General features: G+C 70.8%; 17 protein-coding genes, 2 tRNA genes and 1 pseudogene. 14 read left to right on the top strand and 6 right to left on the bottom strand.

Annotated elements, in window-relative coordinates:
* Window positions 1-7: 7 nt before the first annotated feature.
* Window positions 8-187, bottom strand: coding sequence for a hypothetical protein (locus ABZ904_RS13000; protein ID WP_359410082.1), 180 nt, complete (start codon window positions 185-187; stop codon window positions 8-10).
* A gap of 338 nt (window positions 188-525) precedes the next feature.
* Between ABZ904_RS13000 and ABZ904_RS12995 the strand changes: the two genes are divergently transcribed.
* The 4 genes from ABZ904_RS12995 to ABZ904_RS12980 all read left to right on the top strand — a co-directional run bounded on the left by ABZ904_RS12995 (window position 526) and on the right by ABZ904_RS12980 (window position 3,915).
* Window positions 526-1,818 carry an alkaline phosphatase gene (locus tag ABZ904_RS12995; protein WP_361822978.1) on the top strand — a complete coding sequence of 431 codons (1,293 nt, stop codon included), beginning with the start codon at window positions 526-528 and terminating at the stop codon, window positions 1,816-1,818.
* A gap of 278 nt (window positions 1,819-2,096) precedes the next feature.
* Window positions 2,097-2,327 carry a hypothetical protein gene (locus ABZ904_RS12990; RefSeq protein ID WP_361822975.1) on the top strand — a complete coding sequence of 77 codons (231 nt, stop codon included), beginning with the start codon at window positions 2,097-2,099 and terminating at the stop codon, window positions 2,325-2,327.
* A 233-nt stretch (window positions 2,328-2,560) separates the two neighbouring features.
* Window positions 2,561-2,728 carry a hypothetical protein gene (locus ABZ904_RS12985; protein ID WP_361822972.1) on the top strand — a complete coding sequence of 56 codons (168 nt, stop codon included), beginning with the start codon at window positions 2,561-2,563 and terminating at the stop codon, window positions 2,726-2,728.
* Between the two features lie 224 nt (window positions 2,729-2,952).
* Window positions 2,953-3,915, top strand: a complete 963-nt coding sequence (locus tag ABZ904_RS12980) for a DUF5996 family protein (RefSeq protein ID WP_361822969.1) — start codon at window positions 2,953-2,955, stop codon at window positions 3,913-3,915.
* 193 nt (window positions 3,916-4,108) lie between these two features.
* Here the strand turns inward: ABZ904_RS12980 and ABZ904_RS12975 are convergent, their stop codons facing one another.
* On the bottom strand, window positions 4,109-4,978 hold the full coding sequence (locus ABZ904_RS12975; protein ID WP_360990812.1) for a bifunctional DNA primase/polymerase: 870 nt from the start codon (window positions 4,976-4,978) through the stop codon (window positions 4,109-4,111).
* 280 nt (window positions 4,979-5,258) lie between these two features.
* On the opposite strand from ABZ904_RS12975, the gene ABZ904_RS12970 reads away from it, so the two are divergent.
* From ABZ904_RS12970 to ABZ904_RS12945, 6 genes are all read left to right on the top strand, one after another.
* Complete coding sequence (locus tag ABZ904_RS12970) at window positions 5,259-5,570, top strand: hypothetical protein (RefSeq protein WP_361822967.1); 312 nt, start codon at window positions 5,259-5,261, stop codon at window positions 5,568-5,570.
* Window positions 5,571-5,774: 204 nt separating this feature from the next.
* Window positions 5,775-6,830, top strand: a complete 1,056-nt coding sequence (locus tag ABZ904_RS12965) for an OB-fold domain-containing protein (RefSeq protein ID WP_360990807.1) — start codon at window positions 5,775-5,777, stop codon at window positions 6,828-6,830.
* A complete protein-coding gene (locus ABZ904_RS12960; RefSeq protein ID WP_360990804.1) occupies window positions 6,827-7,252 on the top strand; it encodes a MaoC/PaaZ C-terminal domain-containing protein in 426 nt (141 codons plus the stop codon). The genes ABZ904_RS12965 and ABZ904_RS12960 overlap by 4 nt, the downstream gene beginning before the upstream one ends.
* The gene (locus ABZ904_RS12955; RefSeq protein WP_360990801.1) at window positions 7,249-8,415 is read left to right on the top strand and encodes a lipid-transfer protein; all 1,167 of its coding nucleotides are present in this window, start codon (window positions 7,249-7,251) and stop codon (window positions 8,413-8,415) included. The genes ABZ904_RS12960 and ABZ904_RS12955 overlap by 4 nt, the downstream gene beginning before the upstream one ends.
* Before the next feature lie 259 nt (window positions 8,416-8,674).
* Window positions 8,675-9,250 (top strand): SigE family RNA polymerase sigma factor, encoded by a 576-nt coding sequence (locus tag ABZ904_RS12950; RefSeq protein ID WP_360990798.1) that lies wholly within the window; start codon window positions 8,675-8,677, stop codon window positions 9,248-9,250.
* A 78-nt stretch (window positions 9,251-9,328) separates the two neighbouring features.
* Window positions 9,329-11,005 carry a long-chain fatty acid--CoA ligase gene (locus tag ABZ904_RS12945; protein ID WP_359410062.1) on the top strand — a complete coding sequence of 559 codons (1,677 nt, stop codon included), beginning with the start codon at window positions 9,329-9,331 and terminating at the stop codon, window positions 11,003-11,005.
* An 85-nt stretch (window positions 11,006-11,090) separates the two neighbouring features.
* Here the strand turns inward: ABZ904_RS12945 and ABZ904_RS12940 are convergent, their stop codons facing one another.
* Window positions 11,091-15,200, bottom strand: coding sequence for a PAS domain-containing protein (locus tag ABZ904_RS12940; RefSeq protein WP_361822961.1), 4,110 nt, complete (start codon window positions 15,198-15,200; stop codon window positions 11,091-11,093).
* 187 nt (window positions 15,201-15,387) lie between these two features.
* Window positions 15,388-15,876: an SSI family serine proteinase inhibitor gene (locus ABZ904_RS12935; protein ID WP_361822958.1), complete on the bottom strand. Its 489-nt coding sequence runs from the start codon at window positions 15,874-15,876 to the stop codon at window positions 15,388-15,390.
* A 313-nt stretch (window positions 15,877-16,189) separates the two neighbouring features.
* On the opposite strand from ABZ904_RS12935, the gene ABZ904_RS12930 reads away from it, so the two are divergent.
* Together ABZ904_RS12930 and ABZ904_RS12925 are read left to right on the top strand one after the other, a co-directional pair.
* Window positions 16,190-16,280, top strand: a tRNA-Ser gene (locus tag ABZ904_RS12930).
* Window positions 16,281-16,498: 218 nt separating this feature from the next.
* A tRNA-Arg gene (locus ABZ904_RS12925) sits at window positions 16,499-16,571 on the top strand.
* 80 nt (window positions 16,572-16,651) lie between these two features.
* On the opposite strand, the gene ABZ904_RS12920 is transcribed toward ABZ904_RS12925, so the two are convergent.
* A complete protein-coding gene (locus tag ABZ904_RS12920; protein WP_361822955.1) occupies window positions 16,652-17,659 on the bottom strand; it encodes a DUF4232 domain-containing protein in 1,008 nt (335 codons plus the stop codon).
* Window positions 17,660-17,808: 149 nt separating this feature from the next.
* A pseudogene (locus tag ABZ904_RS12915) lies at window positions 17,809-17,959 on the bottom strand (IS256 family transposase); the annotation flags it as partial.
* A gap of 164 nt (window positions 17,960-18,123) precedes the next feature.
* Here ABZ904_RS12915 and ABZ904_RS12910 point away from each other — a divergent pair.
* On the top strand, window positions 18,124-18,339 hold the full coding sequence (locus ABZ904_RS12910) for a hypothetical protein (protein WP_359404776.1): 216 nt from the start codon (window positions 18,124-18,126) through the stop codon (window positions 18,337-18,339).
* 783 nt (window positions 18,340-19,122) lie between these two features.
* A complete protein-coding gene (locus tag ABZ904_RS12905; protein WP_361822952.1) occupies window positions 19,123-19,809 on the top strand; it encodes a TNT domain-containing protein in 687 nt (228 codons plus the stop codon).
* The last annotated feature ends 38 nt before the right edge of the window (window positions 19,810-19,847 follow it).

Raw genomic sequence — 19,847 nt, 5'->3', positions numbered from 1 at the left:
CGTAGCCCTACGGGGACAGCCAGCCTTCGCCGTGACTGGGTGCCGTGAGGTTCACCCATATCCACGGCTCGTACTGCCACGTGCGTACTTCGCCGATGAGGAGGTCGACGGTCGCTCCAACTGGCGGCAGTTCCTGGGCGAGTCGCTGCACCCCGGGCTCGCTGCCGTGGCGAATGACTCCCAGCACGTCGGAAGACGGGCACAGCACCGCGCACACCACGCGACCGAAGCACGCGCCCAACCCCCGGTCACGCCCTCGACCCCGCAGCGGAATGCGGAGTCCCGGCACAGTGCTGACCTGCGACATCGACCGGATGGGGGCGTACCGTCGCCGGGGTGCGGGACGTGCGGCCGGGAGGGGACGGAGTCCGTTGTCGCGTGAGCTGTTCGAACAAGTGTGGCCTGCGCCTTTACCTCCCACTGAAGATCTCGTCGCGTGCCGGACATCTTCCCTTGGTCAATCACCTCCCAAAGCTCCTTATGTTCGCGGTCAAGCAATGGGCAAGAACACCAACGGAGGATGTTGTGTCCCAGGATGTTCGTAGGGCGCGGCGGTTCGCTGCTCCTGCGGCTGCCGCAATCGCCGCGGCCGTCGTGACGATGGTGGTCAACCCGACGCTGGGCGCGTCGGCTTCGGCTCCGCACGCCCCGGCCAAGGCCAAGGCCCCGGCTGCCAAGAACGTCATCTTCATCAACGGTGACGGCATGGGCGCCGCGATGCGCCAGGCCGCCCGCCTGCACTTCACCGGCCTCGGCGGCCAGCTCGCGATGGACAAGCTCCCCGTCTCGGGCCAGCTGACCACCGAGCCCGACGACCCGAAGGCCGTCGTCACCGACTCGGCCGCCGCCGCCACCGCGTGGGCCACGGGCGAGAAGACCTACAACGGCGCCATCAGCGTCGACGTCGACGGCAACCCGCTGGCCACCCTCGGCCAGCAGGCCAAGGCGGCCGGCAAGGCCACCGGCCTGGTCACCACCGCGCAGGTCACCGACGCCTCGCCGGCGGCGTTCTTCGCGAACACCGCCAACCGCTCGGCGCAGGACGAGATCGCGCGCCAGTACATCGAGGTCAGCAAGCCCGACGTCATCCTGGGCGGCGGCGAGGACTGGTGGCTGCCCGCGGGCGACGCCGGCGCGTTCAAGGACCAGCCCGCCGAGGACCCGTCCGAGGCGAGCAAGGGCACCAAGGGCGACCTCATCAAGAAGGCCCAGAAGGCCGGTTACTCCTACGTCTCCAGCGCGGACCAGCTCAACCGCGCCAAGGACGGCAAGCTCCTCGGCCTCTTCGCCAACGAGGAGATGTTCCAGCAGCGCCCCGAGGGCCAGGGCGACGTGTACAGCCCGGTGGTCGGTCTGTCCACGATGACCAGCAAGGCGCTGAGCACGCTGGACAAGAACAAGAAGGGCTTCTTCCTCATGGTCGAGGAGGAGGGCACCGACGAGTTCGGTCACTCGAACAACGGCACCCGCGTCCTGCAGTCCATGCAGGAGCTGGAGAAGGCCGTGGCCGTGGCCCGCGCCTACGTCGCCACCCACCCCGACACCCTCCTGGTCGTCACCGGTGACCACGAGACCGGCGGCCTGGCCGTCGAGGAGTCGGACGCCGCCGACGAGTCCGGCACCGGCATCTCCGCCGAGGACGGTCCGTTCACCATCCACGGCAGCGAGAAGAGCTTCTACATGGACTGGACGACGTCCGGCCACACCGGTGTGGACGTGCCCGTGACCGCGGCCGGCCCGCTGTCCGACCGCTTCACCGGCAAGCACGCCAACACCTACGTGTACGACGTGCTGCGCCAGGCCCTGACGCGCCACTGAGCGACGCGCTGACGGCGGATCCCCGGGGTGCGGTCACCCCGGGGATCCGCTGTCTTCACTGAGCGCGGGGCGACGGCACCTGTCTCGTGGCCGTCCTATGGCCACTTCGGCGCGTGCCAGGTGCGCATCGGCGGGCAGCCTTCGGTCGCCCTTCCCCGCCGGGCATCGATGCTGGTTCAGCGGCCTTGGCCGATGGGTACGCTTCCGGGCAGCCTCTGATGATCAGTGCCTGGGCGCCATGTCGCGCGGCGCGGTCTGAGGGGGAGGAGGGGGTGACCATGGTCTACCTGGTACTGGCTGCGTCGGCGGTCGGGGCCGTCGTGGCGGCCGCCATGATCGTGCTGGTGCGTCGTGAACGGCGCCGGTCGGTTTCGAGTCCGGAAGCGCGACGAATCGAAGCGGCGGCTACGAGGGGCCTGCGCGATGCGCGCCGCCAGGCGCATGCCTACCAGCACTTCAGCGACTCCAGCGGCGTCAGTGCCCTGCGGGATCGTGACTCCCGCTCGTAAGACCGTCCGCTCGTAAGGCGCCGTCAAACTCTGCGGCGGCACCCGAGCGGTCTTGAAAACAGGGACAGCCGCCCCCGACAGAGATCGGATCGCGGTCGGCCTGGTCGCCGCCATTCCCACCATCGCGACCGCCGTCGGATCATGCGTGCTGGTCGGCGCGGCCGGCATCGTCTTCCTCGCCACACGGGAACGCCACGATCCAGCTCGCCTCCGATCCCGACCACCGCGGCCAGGTGACCGCCCTGTGGTCGACGGCGTTCATCGGAAGCACCCCCATCGGCTCGCCGAACATCGGCGCGCTCTCCGACGCGGCCGGCGCCCGTTATGCGCTCCTGCCCGGCACCGTCGCGCGCCTGTGCGCCGTGGTCATCGGCAGCCGGCCCGCCGGGCAGAGCCGCTGACCAGCACAGGGAATGACCGCCGCGAACACCGCGCGCCTGCCGCCCACCACATCGGTCCCATCTGGTCGGTCCCGACCCCGGGGAATAGTCTGGGCGTATCGGATCTTTTCGGGCAGTCTGCTCGTCGGTGCGGGTGCCAGGGGTGGTGATCGGGGCACGGTTTCGGCGACGCCGGGAGCGGGCGACTGCGAGCCGCCGGAGCGGCGAGGCCCGTGGGAGGCACGATGGCCGCGCACAAAGCACACGCCGGGCACAAGACGGAGCAGGTCGGGGCCTGGCCACGATTGCGGGTGGCCGACTGGGTCGAGGCCCGGGACACACTGCACATGTGGACCCAGATCGTCGGCAAGATCCGGCTGGCCCACGCACCCATGGTCAACCACTGGTGGCAGGTCACCCTCTATGTCACCCCTCGGGGGTTCACCACGTCCTCGATCCCGTACCGGACCGGTGCGTTCGAGATCGAGTTCGACTTCGTCGACCACCGGCTGGGCATTCGTACCAGCGACGGAAGCAGGCGTGAGCTGGTGCTGGAGTCCAAACCGGTGGCCCGGTTCTATGCCGAGATCATGGGCGCGCTGGGAGAGCTGGGCATTCAGACGCGGATCTACCCGCGGCCCAACGAGGTGGAGCCCGCCATCCCGTTCGCGGACGACTACCGGCACACCTCCTACGACCCGCACGCCGTGCGGCTGTTCTGGGGCCAACTGCTGCAGGCGAACCGGGCTTTCGGCGAGTTCCGGTCCCAATTCGTCGGCAAGGCAAGCCCGGTGCACTTCTTCTGGGGGTCGATGGACCTGGCCTGCACCCGCTTCTCCGGGCGGCCCGCGCCGCCGCATCCCCCTGGCGGTCTCCCCAACGTGCCGGACTGGGTGACGACGGAGGCCTACTCCGTCGAGTTGGCCAGCTGCGGGTTCTGGCCCGGCGGCGGTGAGGAGGGCGCGTTCTACGCCTACGCCTACCCCGAACCGGCCGGCTTCCCCGAGTACCCGGTCCGCCCCGCGGCGGCGTCGTACCAGCGGGTGAGCGGTGAGTTCGTGCTGCCCTACGAGGCGGTCGCCGCGGCCGCCGATCCGGACCGGGCGCTGGGCGAGTTTCTCCACAGTACCTATGAGGCGACCGCCGAGCTGGCCCACTGGGACCGGGCAGCGCTGGAGGTCCGCCCCCACCGCTGGGAACACCACTGACAGCGGAGATGCGGCCTGGCCGGCCCGGCACCGGCCAGGCGGTCGGTGCTGCCCACTCGATCGTGGGTGCGGCGGGTGGTCACGGAACCCCGCTCTGTAGCCGCCGGTCGCCCGGGAACCGGACTCCCGGCGGCCGGCGGATGTCATGACTGTCGTCGTGTGTGCACAGCCGCGGCACGTGGCCGGTGGCCGGTCATGGCCGCGCCGTCATCCGGGCCGCCGACGCGATCGTCGAACGGGCCTCGCGCGGGGTGAGACCGGTGCGGACCGCCGCGTCGATCAGGGCAGGGGTCAGTTCGGGGCCGATGCCGTTCTCGTACGCCCGGCAGGCGGCCCAGAAGAGGCGGGTGTTGCGCTGGCCCTCGTGCGCCGCGAGGACGAACTGGACCAGGCCCTGGCCGTGCCGGCCGGTGGACGACGGCGTGGGGTGGCGGGTGCGCGGCGGGGGTGTGAGCAGGTGCAGCAGGGCGGGCGGGCAGGGTGCGGGCGGCAGGTGCGCGGTGCCCGGGGCGGTGCCGTACACACCGCGCTCGGTGCGCGATCCGGGGCCGACCAGATAGCCGCCCGCGCCGCGTACGTCGATGCCGGGGGCCAGGCGGCTCGCGGAGTTCGGCACGACGACGTCCGGCGGTCCGCTCAGCCACAGGTGGCGGCCGCCGCTCGGGGTCAGCACGACCACGGTGTCGGGGATGGTGAACAGGTGGCGCAGGGCGAGTTCGCGCAGCGCCACCGAGGAGTCGGTTCCGGACTTGGTGTCGAGGTCGATGCCGATGAGGTGATGGGGATGGAGGCCGCAGGCGATGCCGTAGCCGGTGGCCCAGGGCGCGGCGGCGAACAGTTCGCGGATGCGGCGGGGGTCGATGGAGGCGTCGTACACGCCGTGTCCGAATCGGCCGCATTCGCCGTGGCAGGCGCGGGCCGTCGGATCGGGGTCGTCTCGGTGGGGGGAGCGCAGGGCCGGCAGCTTCGTCCGGGACAGCGGGATCACCGCGAGGCCGCGCTCCGCGGCGGACAGGGCGTGGGCCAGGGCCAGAGTGGTGGCCTGCCGGTCGATGGTGGCCATGCCTCTATGTTCGTACGCATGTTCGAAAAAAGGAAGGGGTGAGGTGATCGAACGCCGGTCAAGAAAGGTGAAGCACGGCGAAAGGGGTTTATCGACATTTCCTCACGCTTGAGGGCGAATCACGTCCTGAGGGGCGATTCGGCGGTGATCCGCTGGGCAACTCTGAAGTCGCGACGTCGTACACCGGCCGGGGAGGTCGGCCAACTCCCCCGGAATCAGAACTACTTCACGCACGTCCCGGCCACCGTGCCGGAACATACGGGGTCCTGGAGGAAAGAACATGGCAACCATCCGTACCGCCCGCGTCCTTGCCGCCGTGGCGGCGCTGCCGCTGGCCGCGGCGCTCTTCACGGGCGTCGCCTCGGCAGACAACGGCGCCTACGCGGACGACGGATCGAACGCGGCGGCTGCGAGTGTCTCCCGCAGCGGGGTCGGACGCGACAACAACGGCAACTCCTCCACCACGCAGCAGCAGGCGGTCGGCTTCGGCGCCTCGAACCGGAGCAACACCGCCCAGGTGAACCGCTCGGCGTTCACGGCCATCGACCAGAGGAGCGAGAACGTGCTCATCAACTTCAGCCACCTGTGGTGAGCGAGGGACCGGTGCCCCGACATCGGTCCTGAACTTCCGTGACATGTGCTTTCAAGGGTCATCACACGTTCGCGCGGCGGTACTTCGGTGCCGCCGCGCGGGCGTTTTCCGCCCACGAGTCCACAAGCACGCGCGGTTGCCCCGCGTCCACAGTGACCTTGACAGCGAGTCCTATCTGACGGACAGTCAGAAGACCATGGAACGGTGGCCCGGGACGCGGACGAGGGGGCAGCGGCGATGAGGGGCGGGAGCAACGAGAAGGTCGAGGCGCCGCCCGTCGAACGCGGCGCGCCCCGACTGACGACCGCCGGGAGGCCCGGGACGCAGCCTCCGGAGCCGGAGGAGTTCGCCGCGCGGCTGAAGACGTACGAGGGGCGGGCCGCGTCGGTCGCCGGAGTCGGCAAGGACGCGGTCAACCTGCCGATGATCCGGCACTGGTGCGAGGCGATGGGCGACGCCAGCCCCGCGTACACCGGCCCGGACGCGATCGCGCCGCCCACCATGCTCCAGGTGTGGACGATGGGCGGCCTGTCGGGCCACGCGGGGCGTTCGGACGCGTACGACGAACTGCTGGGACTGCTCGACGAGGCCGGCTGCACCTCGGTCGTCGCCACCGACTGCGAGCAGGAGTATCTGCGCCCGCTGCGGCCCGGGGACGAGGTCAGGTTCGACGCGGTGATCGAGTCCGTGTCGGACCGGAAACGCACGAAGCTCGGCGCCGGGTACTTCGTCACGACGCGGATGGAGGTGCGGGTGGACGACGAACCGGTGGGAACCCACCGGTTCCGGATCCTCAAGTACGCCCCCGCCCGTGAGGCATCCCGCGGCAGAAGGCCCCGGCCGGTGATCAACCGGGACAACGCCGGATTCTGGGAGGGCGTGGCCCGCCACCGGCTGATGATCCAGCGGTGCGCCGGCTGCGGCACCCTGCGCTTCCCCTGGCTACCGGGGTGCAACGCCTGCGGCTGCCAGGACTGGGACACGATCGAGGCGAGCGGCGAGGGAACGGTCTACTCGTACGTCGTGATGCACCACCCGTCCTTTCCGGCCTTCGACCTTCCGTACGTGGTCGGCCTCATCGAACTCGCGGAGGGCGTGCGGATCGTCAGCAACGTCGTCGGGGTGCCCTGCGAGGCGGTGCGGATCGGCATGCCGGTGCGCCTCGAATTCCTGCGGTGCGACGAGGAACTGGAACTCCCCGTCTTCCGGGCCCGGGACGTGGAACCGGTGCCCGTCGTCCGGGAACGGGGTGCGCAATGAGGGAGCCCGGACCGGAGGCCGGTGCGCTGGAGCCCGGTACGCGCCTGCCGCCGCTGGAGATCGAGATCACGCCCACCCTGATCGTGGCCGGGGCGATGGCCTCGCGCGACTACCAGGACGTGCACCACGACGCGGAGCTCGCCCGCCGCAGGGGCTCACCGGACATCTTCATGAACATCCTGACCACCAACGGCCTGGTCGGGCGGTACGTCACCGACCACTTCGGGCCGGACGCGGTCCTGCGCAAGGTGGCCATACGACTCGGCGCCCCCAACCACCCGGGGGACACGATGGTGTTGACCGGCACGGTGGAGGAAGTGGACGGGGACACGGCCGAGGTGCGGGTCGTCGGGACGAACGGCGTCGGCCGGCATGTCACGGGCACGGTCACGGTCACCGTCCCGAGCGGGAGGGCCGGATGAGCGTACGGAGGAAGGACGCCCTCGGCGGCCGGGCGGCCGTCGTGGGGATCGGGGCCACCGAGTTCTCCAAGGACTCGGGGCGCAGTGAGCTGAGGCTGGCGGTGGAAGCCGTGCGCGCCGCGCTGGACGACGCGGGGCTCGAACCCGCGGACGTGGACGGCATGGTCACGTTCACGATGGACACCAGCCCCGAGATCACCGTGGCCCAGGCGAGCGGTATCGGCGAGCTGTCCTTCTTCTCGCGGATCCACTACGGGGGCGGGGCGGCGTGCGCGACGGTCCAGCAGGCCGCGCTGGCGGTGGCGACCGGAGTGGCCGAGGTGGTGGTCTGCTACCGCGCGTTCAACGAACGCTCGGGCCGCCGTTTCGGCTCCGGCGTGCAGCATCGCGAGCCGTCCGCGGAGGGCGCCGCGCTGGGCTGGTCCCTGCCGTTCGGGCTGCTCACCCCCGCCTCCTGGGTCGCGATGGCGGCCCAGCGGTATCTGCACACCTACGGACTGACCCCTGAAGCGTTCGGCCAGGTGGCCGTCGTGGACCGAGGGTACGCGGCGACGAACCCGGCGGCGTACTTCCACGGCAGACCCATCACGCTCGCCGACCACGCGGCCTCGCGCTGGATCGTGGAGCCGCTGCGCCTGCTCGACTGCTGCCAGGAGACGGACGGCGGGCAGGCATTGGTGGTGACCTCGGTGGAGCGGGCGCGCGATCTGCCGCAGCCACCGGCCGTGGTGACGGCGGCCGCTCAGGGCGCGGGCCGCGCCCAGGAGCAGATGACCAGCTTCTACCGGGACGACCTGACCGGACTGCCGGAGATGGGCGTCGTGGCCCGCCAGCTGTGGCGCACGTCGGGGATGGGTCCCGCAGACATCGATGTGGCGGTCCTCTACGACCACTTCACGCCGTTCGTGCTGATGCAGCTGGAGGAGTTCGGCTTCTGCGAACCGGGCGCCGCAGCGGACTTCGTGGCCGCGGGAATGCTGCCGCTGAACACCCACGGAGGGCAGCTGGGAGAGGCGTATCTGCACGGGATGAACGGCATCGCGGAGGCAGTACGGCAACTGCGCGGCACGGCGGTGAACCAGGTCCCCGGTGCCGCCCGGACCCTGGTCACGGCGGGCACCGGCGTCCCCACGTCGGGTCTGATCCTGACGGCCGACCGCTGACGCCGATGAGGGTGGGTCCTGACGCCTGGGGACCGACGCCTGCGGACCGACGACCGGTGATCCAGAACTGATGACTGACGTCCGAGGGCCGACGCCCGGCGCCCCGCCCCCGTCTCTCAGGGATGAACCCTCAGGGGTGCGCATCGTCTCGTCCACCTTCAGTAGGTGGGGTCAACCCCCCGCCTACAACCTGAGGCGGAGGCCGCTTCGGGACCTGCGGGCGATCCGCCGGAACACGTGGTGAACCTAGCGTGGAGCCATGACCACACCCGTCTGCACCAGCGCTTCGAACGCTGCTACGTCAGCGAGGCAGACTCTTCCGTACCCGTCCTTCTCGTCCTATGTGAGGGCCCGCCAGCCGGTGCTGCTGCGCACCGCCCGGTCGCTCACCGCGAACCCCAGCGACGCGGAGGACCTGCTGCAGACCGCCCTGGCGAAGACGTACGTCGCCTGGGACCGGATCGAGGACCACCGCGCCCTGGACGGGTATGTGCGCAGGGCGCTGCTGAACACGCGGACTTCGCAGTGGCGCAAGCGCAAGGTCGACGAGTTCAGCTGTGACGAGCTGCCCGAACCCGAGGGGATACCCGAGGCGGATCCCGCCGAGGAGCAGGCACTGCACGACGCCATGTGGCGGGCGATCATGAAGCTGCCGGCGCGCCAGCGGGCGATGGTGGTCCTGCGCTATTACGAGGACCTGAGCGAGGCGCAGACCGCCGATGTGCTCGGTGTCTCCATCGGTACGGTCAAGTCGGCGGTCTCGCGGGCCCTTGGGAAACTCCGGGAGGATCCCGAGCTGGAGCCGGTGCGCCGGACACCACGGTGCGACGCCTGATCGATCATGTCCGGGCGTAGTGACATACCGCGCGGTATGTGCGCAGAATCAGCGCAACCCCCTACTACCGCGTAGGAAATGTCGCCCCGGGAGGACTCCGTGCAGAGCACGATGCAGGACGTACCGCTGCTGATCTCCAGGATCCTGACCCACGGGTCGACAGTCCACGGAACTTCCCAGGTGACCACCTGGACCGGTGAGGGCGAGCCGCATCGCCGCTCCTACGCGCAAATCGCCGCCCGCGCCGCCCAGTTGGCCCACGCCCTGCGCGAGGATCTCGGCGTCCAGGACGACGACCGGGTCGCCACGCTCATGTGGAACAACGCGGAGCACGTGGAGGCCTACTTCGCGATCCCGTGCATGGGTGCCGTTCTGCACACGCTGAACCTGCGCCTTCCGGCCGAGCAGCTGACCTGGATCGTGAACCACGCGGCCGACCGCGTCGTCATCGTCAACGGCTCCCTGCTGCCGCTGATCGCCCCGCTCCTGCCGCAGTTGCCGACGCTCGAGCACGTGGTCGTGTCCGGTCCCGGTGACCGCTCGCTGCTCGACGGTGCCTCCCCCCAGGTGCACGAGTACGAGGACCTCATCGCCGGCAAGCCGACCACCTACGACTGGCCCGAGCTGGACGAACGTCAGGCCGCCGCCATGTGCTACACCTCCGGCACCACCGGAGATCCCAAGGGCGTCGTCTACTCCCACCGTTCCGTCTACCTGCACTCCATGCAGGTCAACATGACCCAGTCGATGGGGCTGACCGACCAGGACACCTCGCTCGTCGTGGTCCCGCAGTTCCATGTCAACGCCTGGGGTCTGCCGCACGCCACCTTCATGACCGGCGTCAACCTCCTCATGCCCGACCGCTTCCTCCAGCCCGCGCCGCTCGCGGAGATGATCGAGTGCGAGCGGCCGACGCATGCCGCCGCCGTCCCCACCATCTGGCAGGGCCTGCTCGCCGAGCTGACCGCCCGGCCCCGCGACGTCTCCTTCCTCGGCCAGGTCACCATCGGCGGCTCGGCCTGCCCGCCCTCCCTCATGGTGGCCTTCGACAAGCTCGGCATGCGTGTCTGCCACGCCTGGGGCATGACCGAGACCTCCCCTCTCGGCACGGTGGCCCGGCCGCCGGCCCATGCCGTCGGTACCGACGAGGAGTTCGCCTACCGGCTCACCCAGGGCCGTTTCCCGGCCGGCGTCGAGGCCCGGCTCACCGGCCCCGGCGGCGAGCGGCTGCCCTGGGACGGCAAGTCCGCGGGCGAGCTGGAAGTACGGGGTCCGTGGATCGCGGGGGCGTACTACAACGGCCCGGACGCCGAGCCGCTGCGTCCCGCCGACAAGTTCAGCGAGGACGACTGGCTCAAGACCGGAGACGTCGGCACCATAAGCCCTGACGGCTTCCTCACCCTGACCGACCGCGCCAAGGACGTCATCAAGTCCGGCGGCGAGTGGATCTCCTCGGTGGACCTGGAGAACGCCCTGATGTCCCACCCGGATGTCGCCGAGGCCGCGGTCGTCGCCGTGCCGGATGACAAGTGGGGCGAACGCCCGCTGGCCACCGTGGTGCTGAAGCAGGGCGCCACCACGGACTTCAATGCTCTGCGCTTGTTCCTCGCGGAGGAAGCCAAGATCGCCAAGTGGCAGCTGCCGGAGCGCTGGACGATCGTCGAGGCGGTGCCCAAGACCAGCGTCGGCAAGTTCGACAAGAAGGTGCTGCGCAGGCAGTACGCGGCGGGCGAACTGGACGTCACAAAGATCTGACAGCAGAAACAAGGGCGTTGGGGTGGCGTTTCACGTGAAACACCACCCCAACGCCCTTATGTCCCTGTGTTCCAGGAATGTCCGGTCAGTTGGTGCCGACCCTCGCCAGCAGATCCACGATCCGATCCTGCACCTCGGCGCTCGTCGAGCGCTCCGCCAGGAACAGGACCGTCTCCCCCGAGACCAGCCGGGGCAGGTCGGCCTGATCGACGGCAGCGGTGTAGACGACGAGCGGGGTGCGGTTGAGCAGGTTGTTCGCACGCAGCCAGTCGACGACTCCGGCCTGGCGGCGGTGCACCTGCATCAGGTCCATCACCACCAGGTTCGGCCGCATCTGCGCGGCCAGCGTGACCGCGTCCGCGTCCGAGGCCGCCCGTGCGACCTGCATTCCACGCCGCTCCAGCGTCGCCGTGAGCGCCAGCGCGATCTCCGCGTGCTCTTCTATGAGCAGGACACGCGGCGGGTGCTGTTCCGAGTCCCGCGGGGCGAGCGCCTTCAGGAGCACGGCCGGATCGGCACCGTACGCCGCTTCACGCGTGGCCTGTCCGAGTCCCGCTGTGACCAGCACGGGCACCTCGGCGGCCACCGCCGCCTGGCGCAGCGACTGGAGCGCCGTCCGCGTGATGGGGCCGGTCAGCGGGTCGACGAAGAGCGCGGCCGGGAAGGCGGCGATCTGGGCGTCGACCTCCTCACGGGAGTTGACGACGACGGGCCGGTAGCCGCGGTCGCTCAGCGCCTGCTGGGTCGTCACGTCCGGCGCGGGCCACACGAGCAGCCGTCGCGGGTTGTCCAGCGGCTCCGGGGGCAACTCGGCGTCCATCGGTCGCGCCTGGGGCTGGTCGGCGATCTCCACGGCACCGCCGGGGCCGTCGAGCGGCTCGGGGCCTTCGTCGGCGTTCTTGTCCGGTGCTCCTATGGCGTACGACCGCCCGGCGCCCTCGCTGACCCCGGCCGGACGGGACTGCCCGGCCCGGGTGGACTGGGCCGGTAGGGAAGACCCCGCGCCCTGCGGGTGCGCGCGCGCCGCCGTCTCCGGCCGCTCGCCGGCGGGTTCGGGAGGCGTGCCGAGCTTGCGGCGGCGGCCCGCACCGTTCGACTGGTGCGGGGGAGGCGTCGGTGTCTGGGAGCGGGGCTGGGCCTGCGGCTGTGCGCCCTGGCGGGCGAACGGCACACCCTGGCCGAGCGTCCGCACACTGATCGCCCGTCCCTGGGTCGAGTTGGCGTCGACGACGGGTGCGGCCGACTCGGCGGGCAGCGGCTGAGCGGTCCGGGGCCGTGGGGCGTGTTCCGGAGGGAGCGGGGTGCCCGCCGAAGGAGTCGACTGCGCCACGGGAGCGGCCGCGCCGGAAGCGGGCCAGGCCTGCGGGGGCACCGGAGTGCCGGGGGCGGGCGTGGCTGCTCCCGGAACACCGCCCGCCGGAGTGGACTGCGGAGGCACGGGCTGCTGCGGGACCGGCTGGGCCTGCGGCGCGAGGGCGGGCTGCCCCGGAAGCGCCGGCGCGGGCAGGGGCTGCCTGGGCGCCACCGGAGCGCCCTGAGCCGGAAGGCCGTGCGGGGGAACGGCCCGCGCGGCGGCCGCGGGCAGGCCCTGTGCGGGAACGGGCTGCGGGCCCCCCTGCACCGGGACGCCACCGGCCGGAGTCCCGGGCGTCATCTGGGCGGGCAGGCTCTGGGGAGGCGTCGGCTGGATCGGTACGCCCTGGGGAGGGACCGTCGCGGTCGTGCCGGCCCCGGCCGGCTGCTGCTCGGGCGCCGAGGCCGGGCGGGCCCGGCGGCGGCCCTTGGGCGAGGGCGCCGGGTGCGGCTGCGGCGGCGTGTGGTCCTCGGTCCGGTCGTGCGGGACCGCGTCATGGCGGCCCTCGCCGTCCCAGCCGGGAGCGGGAGTGCTCTGCTGCGGGGCGCGGTCCGCCTCGGCGGGCGGCAGTGCGAACACCGTCCGCGGCGCGGCATCCGCCGCGGCGGCACGCTCGTTGGCGGCGGCCAGGGCGCGCCGCCGGCGTCCTCCTCCGGAGGCATCGGGGTCGTCGGCGGACGGGGCGTCCGAGGCGGCGGGCAGAGCGGGCGGCAGTGCCTGGAGCTCGCCGCCCCGGCGGGCACGCCGTCCCGTGGGCACGGGCACGCCCTGCGGCGGCACGGTCTCCCCCAGCCCGCCGGCCGGGGCGCCCGCGGCGTGCTCGGCGGCGGTCACGACCGAGCCCTCGGCCGTCCCTTCGGCCGTGCTCGGACGTCCGCGCCGCCGTCCCGTGCCGCCGGACGCCGGGGACTTGGCGGTGCCGTCCTCGGACGCGGTCGCCTGTGCGGGAACCGACGCCTCGGCGGCGGACTCCTCCGCCGCGCGCCGCCTGCGCCGTCCGGTGGGCGCGGTGGTCGTGTCGGCGGGGGCGGCTTCGCCTCCCTCGCTCTCCAGGAAGGCGTCCACGGACGACCGGCGGGCCCGCCGCCGTCCACCGCTTTGCTGGGGGGTCTGCTCGGGTGCCGGGCCGGTGCCGGGCTCCAGCGCGAGAGCCGTGGCAACAGGCGGCGGGACGGCCCCGGCGCCGCCGCCGATCGGCACTTCGAGCACGTAGGCGTTGCCGCTCATGCCCGGCACCTCGTGCGTCTGCAGCACACCGCCGTGCGCGCGCACGATGCCGCCGACGATCGGCTGGTGCACCGGGTCTCCCCCGGGGTACGGGCCGCGCACCTCGATCCGGACGACCTCCCCGCGCTGCGCGGCCGCCACGACCACGGTGCTGTCCATGTAACCGCCCGCCGAGACGGGCGCGTTGCCGGTGGCGTCGACGCCCGCCACATCCGCGACGAGGTGCGCGAGCGCCAGTGCGAGCCGTTGCGGGTCCACCTCGGCCTCGATGGGCGGGGCGTGCACGGCGAACTGCACGCGCCCGGGCCCGATCAGTTCGATGGCGCCTTCGACACCGGCGGCGACGACGGCGTCGAGCATGACGGCCGTACGGACGAGTTCGTCGTCACCGGCGTCCAGCCGCTGGTAGCCGAGCACGTTGTCGACGAGGGTGGTGATACGCGAGTAGCCGGCCGAGAGGTGGTGGAGCACCTGGTTGGCCTCGGGCCACAGCTGGCCGGCGTCGTCCGCGGCGAGCTTCGACAGCTCCCCGCGCAGCTGGTCGAGGGGGCCGCGCAGCGACTGAGCGAGCACCGCGAGCAGTTGATCGTGCCGGGCGGCCAGCGCCTCGTAGCGGTCCTTCTCGCGCTCACCGAGGGCGGCGTAGCGTTCGTCGCCCGCCGCGATGTCCTCCGCGTGCTGCTCGCGCAGCTCGGCGAGCTCGGCGGCGTGCTCCTCGCGCAGCCGCTCCAGCTCCTCCTTGTGCTTGCCGGCGATCCGCTCGAGCTCCTGCTCGTGCTGCCTCGCGGCCTCTTCCTTCTCCGCGACGAGCATGTCGAAGGGGCGCCGGTCCGTGAACGTCAGCACGGCGCCGACGAGCTGATCGCCGTCGCGCACGGGCGCGGTCGTCAGGTCGACGGACACCTTGTCCCCGGCCTTGGACCACAGCACCTGCCCGCGCACCCGGTGCTTGCGTCCGGAGCGCAGGGTGTCGTGCAGCGGCGACTCCGTGTACGGGAAGGGCGAGCCGTCCTCACGGGAGTGCAGCACCAGGGTGTGCAGCTCCTTGCCGCCGAGGTCGCTGGCACGGTAGCCGAGGATCTGGGCGGCGGCCGGGTTGACGAGCACGATCCGCCCGTCCGTGTCCGTGCCCACCACGCCCTCGGCCGCGGCTCGCAGGATCATCTCGGTCTGCCGCTGGGAGCGGGCGAGTTCGGCCTCCGTGTCGACGGTGCCGGACAGATCGCGGACGACGAGCATCAGGAGCTCGTCGCCGGTGTAGCCGTAGCCGTCGTACGCCTGGCGGCCGTCCTCGAGATTGGCGCTCGTGACCTCGACGGGGAACTCGCTGCCGTCCGTCCGGCGGGCGATCATCCGCGTCGGCTTGGTCCGCCCGCTCGGGTCCACGGAGTCGGGTCGCCGCATGGACCCGGGGATCAGGCGCGAGTCGAACTCGGGCAGCAGATCGAGCAGGCCGCGCCCCACCAGGGCGGTGCCCGGGGTCTCGAAGGCCTCCAGGGCGATGGTGTTGGCGTTGACGACGGTTCCGTTGGCGTTGACCAGTACCAACGCGTCGGGAAGAGCGTCCAGTATGGCAGCGAGGCGAGCAGCGCCTCGGGATGGCCTGCTGCTCACGAGACGCTTCCTCCCTGTTACCGCACCTTGCCGACCGCGGGGGCCATCTTGCCAACCGGCCCGCAGCGTGTCACGTGAGCGAGTCTACGGGCAGCGCCCCAGCCTGCGGCGCCGGATGAGAGGGAGGTCGCACGCGGAAGTGACGCAGATCGTGTGACTGCACAGGTGACCGGGCGGAACCCGGACATTACCCGTGGCGCCGGCCGGTGCCCGAGGTGGTCCGACTGGGCACGTTTTGCGAACGAACGTCCGGAAGCAGCGGCACGAGGTCGTTCCAGCGTGCGATCTGGCAGCCGTCGCTGCGGTCGTAGCGGGCGTCGACCGGACGTCCCGCCCAGACCCCCGTGACGCGCGCGGTGGCGGGGCCGCCGTACTGCATCGTGCACAGGCTGCGTGGCGGGACGGGCGCGAAGGGGTCCCGGCCCCAGACGGTCCGCCGGTCGAGCGCGCCGCAGGCCTCCAGGGCTCTCGGATGGGTGCCGCCCCCCGGATGGCAGCGCAGGACGTACGTGCCGTCCGCCTGCCCCGCGTGGCGCACGGTGAGGACGAGCCGGTCGGTGCCCGGCACCCGGGGCCGGCTGTGGGCGTCCGCCGCGACGGACACGGCGGGCACGGCGGACACGGAGAGAAGGGTGAGGGCCCCGATGATCAGACCGCGCGAGGTGAACTGGACCATGCCCTGACCAACGGCAAAGAAGCGGGACGGTTGCGCCCCGGGCCCCGCCGTCCGCCTGTCGGCGGAGTGACGGATGGGGCCGGTGAGGCGCGGCACGCGCCCGGCCGGCCAGGTTCCGCGAGCGCACCGCCGAGGGAGAGGCCGCCCGGAGCGGCCCGCGGGGTGACGTCGCCGGATCGCGCCCCGCGGTTTGCGGCCCAGTGCTTTGCCCTGTGGCCTTTCCGCCTAGTACCGTGGGGGGCGATTGGTGACAGCACGCTCAGCTGTGTCATCATCTGCACGCACCACTCGCGCTCGCGCGGGCGGTTGTGCTGGAGGCGTCGCCTAGTCCGGTCTATGGCGCCGCACTGCTAATGCGGTTTGGGCCTTAAAGCCCATCGAGGGTTCAAATCCCTCCGCCTCCGCGCTTGATCACCGAAGCCCCGGTCCGTACGGCCGGGGCTTCGGCGTTTTCGAGGGGCCGCTCGGAGCCTCGCCCTCGACCCCCCGACTGAGGGTGTCTCCGCAGGTCACAAGGGGTAGGGCAAATGGATTTCACATGGCGGCGGCAGTCATGTAATGTTCTTCCTGTCGCCGCGAGCGGGCCGGAAGGGCCGGGAACGGCGGAGAAAAAAGAGAACAAGCACTCGTAGCTTAACGGATAGAGCATCTGACTACGGATCAGAAGGTTGCAGGTTCGAATCCTGCCGAGTGCACACCGATCAAAGACCCCCCGGGCTCAGCCCGGGGGGTCTTTGACATCAGCCGGTGACATCAACGTGGCCGGAAACCGTGCTCAGTCGTCGGTGCCGGGCTCCACCACGTCCTCCGAACCCTCGTCGGAGTCATCGAGGCCGAGAGCGTCGTCCACCTGATCGGCGGCGGCCCGCAGCGTCGTCCCAAGCACATGTGCGTGCGCATCGAGCGTCATCGTGACGTGTCGTGACCGAGCCTCTCCATGATCGTGCGAGCGTCGGTTCGGCCGCAGGCGCGTTCTGGGGGACCTCGTAGGTGTTGTCGGGGTGGTGCTGCCTGGGTCGATGACGTAGCCGCCCCATGCGCGTGAGTCGATGTACGGTCCGAAGTCGACGCAGACCTCCACCTCGGTGGGCGAGGTCACCCCGCTGAGGTGGGGCGATGGGCCTCGGCCGGTGATTCCGAACGGGGTGATTCCGATTTTTCCGTGGCAAGGCGAGATGGGCAGCAGTGTCACGACCACAGGCGCGGAGTCGCCGGGCACCCAGATGTCCGCGGCGTACGGCGGGTCGTAGAAGTCGGCGCCGTTGCAGACCGTCTCCGTGGCCGACTTCCAGACGAGGCTGAACGATGTGCTCCGCCCGGGAGCGAGCCGGACAGCTGTGGGGTGCCCCGGACCGTAGCGCGTCACCGACAGGCGCCGCCGGCTCGTCGTGTCGATGCGGCCGAGGTGCTGCCGGCCCGGATGGCCCGGCACGCACTTCGTGGGGGGCTCTGCTTTCCCACCGACGAAGTCGACGCCCGGCCACCCGTCGAGTACACAGTTGATGCCGGAGCGGTTGCGCAGCCGTATGTCCATGGCCACATCCCCCGGGTTGCCCAGGACGGCCCGCCTCGGCTTGTCGGAAGTGAGTACCAGATCGCGCGTGGCGCAGTCGTTCGCGGGGGACGGGGCACGGCGGATCGCGTGGGGGGCGCGCTCGGGGCGGGTGTGGCGCTCTGTCGGGCCGTCGTGGGAACCGCCGACGGCGTCACCTCGGCGCGCGGCGCGCTGGAGCGCGGAGCCGGAGCCACGACCGTGTCGTCGGGCGGCGGCGTCACCTCGCACGCGACGGCGCCCACGGCCGCCAGAAGGCAGAACAGGAGGGCGGTGATGCCCCGGGGATGTATCACCGCCGCACGACAGGCAGGTGATCGTCTCCGCACGAGCCCACGCGGAATCCGGCCGGACATTCTTCATCGGGCGTTCACCGCTCCCCGGCCCCTCGCCCCTCCGTCGCGGCTGTTGCCGTTGTCCTTCCCGGCTGGGTCGTGCTTCTCGTGGCCGAGGTGATCGGTGATCTCGCCTTCCAAGGAAGGACTCCAGCACCCGTTTGGTCAGTTGCCGCAACCACCCGCCCTGGCCGGATGCGGCATCGTCCGACTGTGTCCTGTACCTCGGGCTCCCCGGCGACCTCGCCCATCTCGTTCTGTACCGAGGGGGATTGACCGCGAGGCTTTTGGTCTAGGTCGCCACCAGGTCCATCGCTATCATCCGAACTGAGCACTGATGCCGATCACAACGGGGGTTTCATGATCGAGCTGGGAGTCCTGTTCGGACTCATGGTGACGTTGGCGATCGTTCTGATCGTCAAGCTCGTACGGCGCAGAAGCGGTACCACTGAGAGCGCCGAAGGGCTCCTTGTCGAGCAGGCACGACGGGTGCAGGCGTACAACGACCGGGTGTCCTTCAACGCCAACACGATGCACGGCTCCTCGCCCACCATGACCGACCATTACCGCAACTAGGCCCACATACACGCACGATTGGGGCGCCGAAGGTCGGGAGAACGCCATCGGTGCCCTCTGCGTGCCCGGTCGGGCGGCGAGCGTCGGGGAAGCCGTGAACCGCTGCGGGTGGAACCTGTGTTGGTCAGTCCGCCGGCGGGATCTCGCGGCGGACATGCATGAGTTGTACGAGCGGTGGCCTTACAACTGCGCTGGGTGCTGCGCGCGGCGGATGAATCGGTCGGCATGACCGTCTGCAAGTTCCCGGGAAAACGTGCGCCTTCACTCGACGTACGCCAGTGATTTGGTGCGCGGTCGGCACTGGCAGGTCTCACTCTTGGCCATCGGCGAAGCCCGACCGTCGGTTAGGTCCCGGGTTGGTCCCGGGCCGCCCCCGGACAAAGCCGGGGATGCAGCTGCTCTACAGAGCTGGACACCTCGGAGGCCGACCGCGCGTCCGCGAGCCTAGCCATGGGGACTGACAAGCCGCCCTACGCCCGTGGCGTCCCTCGATCGTGCGCAGCTCAGCCCGCACCACCAGATTTGCTGCCATGGATCACCCCGCGTGGAAGAGGAGCGCATCACCACCTCGCGGTCCCGCGCGGTCCGGTCATCGTCTCCGCTCTTCGGCTGTCCGAGGACTCGCGTTCATCGGTTCGGGTGACTATCTGCGACGCCTTCGCCCCTGACGGTTGTACCGCGCATGAAATGAGCCCTGTCCGATGAGGCCGGCAACTGGTGACCGACACCGGCTGCCCGCCCCCAGGCGGCGCCGGGTTGGCGCCGGAAGAGAAGGGACACCGAATGCGCGTACTGCGCGCCTTCATGGGGAGTGCTCTCGCTTCGCTCCTCCTGCTGACCGGCATCTCACCGGCGACGGCCCAAGCCGTCCATCCCCGTGCGGGGAACACCGCGTACTGCCCCACCGAGAACCGCAGCCGCGGGTCCAACGGCGCCCCGGAGACGACAGATCAGCGCTACTACCGCAACGACTGGCGGCTGGGACCGGCATACCTTCCTCAGAGAGGTGCCCTCGGCAGGATGCTGAGGGGCTATGAGCAAACGGACCACCTCTCCGTGTCCCAGTTCCTCGCGTGTTACTGGCAGACGGATCCCCAGACAGGGAAGTCGGGCTGGTGGTATCCCGACAGCAATGGCTTCGTGCTGAGGAACGGCAAGCCGGTCGAGCATTCCACGACGCTCCACAGGGGCCAGTTGGTCGACCTCTTCGGCAGCGGTTTCGGCAATTTCCTCGCCCCCGCAGGCACGCCGTACGCCAGCCGTGCCATTCCGCCGAGCAATCTCGACACCTACACCGAGGACTATCCGTACAGTTACCACCTCTACCGGGTCATCAGGCCGTTCACCGTCGAGGCCGGCCCGATCAGGCCCTGGTTCGGCCAGCGTGGCCTCGGTCTCCGGTACGTGACGAAATCGGCGGTCTCCGACCTCGTCACGTTGAAGTATCTGCAAGCATTGCCGGTGACCTGACCCGCGGCGTCCGGGGTGGCCTCAACCCCCTGCGTCGG

This window comes from Streptomyces sp. NPDC046900 (genome assembly GCF_040644975.1).
GTDB lineage: Bacteria > Actinomycetota > Actinomycetes > Streptomycetales > Streptomycetaceae > Streptomyces.
The sequence above is the reverse complement of the archived record's forward strand: the minus strand, read 5'-3'. Positions and strand labels throughout refer to the sequence as shown.

Coding starts and splice junctions, on each gene's coding strand:
- ABZ904_RS12990 (WP_361822975.1), top strand. CDS start 2,097: ATGGTCTACCTGGTACTGGCTGCGTCGGCGGTCGGGGCCGTCGTGGCG.
- ABZ904_RS12980 (WP_361822969.1), top strand. CDS start 2,953: ATGGCCGCGCACAAAGCACACGCCGGGCACAAGACGGAGCAGGTCGGG.
- ABZ904_RS12975 (WP_360990812.1), bottom strand. CDS start 4,978: ATGGCCACCATCGACCGGCAGGCCACCACTCTGGCCCTGGCCCACGCC.
- ABZ904_RS12970 (WP_361822967.1), top strand. CDS start 5,259: ATGGCAACCATCCGTACCGCCCGCGTCCTTGCCGCCGTGGCGGCGCTG.
- ABZ904_RS12960 (WP_360990804.1), top strand. CDS start 6,827: ATGAGGGAGCCCGGACCGGAGGCCGGTGCGCTGGAGCCCGGTACGCGC.
- ABZ904_RS12955 (WP_360990801.1), top strand. CDS start 7,249: ATGAGCGTACGGAGGAAGGACGCCCTCGGCGGCCGGGCGGCCGTCGTG.
- ABZ904_RS12950 (WP_360990798.1), top strand. CDS start 8,675: ATGACCACACCCGTCTGCACCAGCGCTTCGAACGCTGCTACGTCAGCG.
- ABZ904_RS12945 (WP_359410062.1), top strand. CDS start 9,329: ATGTCGCCCCGGGAGGACTCCGTGCAGAGCACGATGCAGGACGTACCG.
- ABZ904_RS12935 (WP_361822958.1), bottom strand. CDS start 15,876: ATGGTCCAGTTCACCTCGCGCGGTCTGATCATCGGGGCCCTCACCCTT.
- ABZ904_RS12910 (WP_359404776.1), top strand. CDS start 18,124: ATGATCGAGCTGGGAGTCCTGTTCGGACTCATGGTGACGTTGGCGATC.
- ABZ904_RS12905 (WP_361822952.1), top strand. CDS start 19,123: ATGCGCGTACTGCGCGCCTTCATGGGGAGTGCTCTCGCTTCGCTCCTC.